At 48.6% G+C, this 457-nt stretch carries 2 tRNA genes and 1 rRNA gene; all 3 read right to left on the bottom strand.

Annotated elements, in window-relative coordinates:
• Positions 1–92: 92 nt before the first annotated feature.
• Positions 93–168: transfer RNA gene (locus tag AAEZ03_RS25920), tRNA-Ala, on the bottom strand.
• Positions 169–198: 30 nt separating this feature from the next.
• Positions 199–275, bottom strand: a tRNA-Ile gene (locus tag AAEZ03_RS25915).
• 122 nt (positions 276–397) lie between these two features.
• Positions 398–457, bottom strand: a 16S ribosomal RNA gene (locus AAEZ03_RS25910); the annotation flags it as partial.

The following is a 457-nucleotide window of genomic DNA, read 5'->3' as shown; positions in this document are numbered from 1 at the left end:
AAAGAACGATCTAATCAAAAGATCAGAAATCAACATTCACCATCGTTTGATGGAATGCTCATTTCTAAGCTTTACGATGCAGAAGCAGTTTATGGTGGAGCCAAACGGGATCGAACCGTTGACCTCCTGCGTGCAAGGCAGGCGCTCTCCCAGCTGAGCTATGGCCCCATATTTCTACAGGTACTTTCCACACAAAATTGGTGGGTCTGGGCAGATTCGAACTGCCGACCTCACCCTTATCAGGGGTGCGCTCTAACCAACTGAGCTACAGACCCAATTTCGAGCTTGCAACTGTTAGCGTGAGCTATCAGCTTGTAGCTTAAAGCTGCTTCTATCGTCTTCTTCAATGAATCAAGCAATTCGTGTGGGAACTTATGGAGCAGCTGATGTCGTCGATTAAGGAGGTGATCCAGCCGCAGGTTCCCCTACGGCTACCTTGTTACGACTTCACCCCAGT

Source organism: Pseudomonas sp. HY2-MNA-CIBAN-0224, assembly GCF_040310285.1.
Lineage (GTDB): Bacteria > Pseudomonadota > Gammaproteobacteria > Pseudomonadales > Pseudomonadaceae > Aquipseudomonas > Aquipseudomonas helleri.
This window is presented reverse-complemented; position numbering and strand designations above follow the sequence as displayed.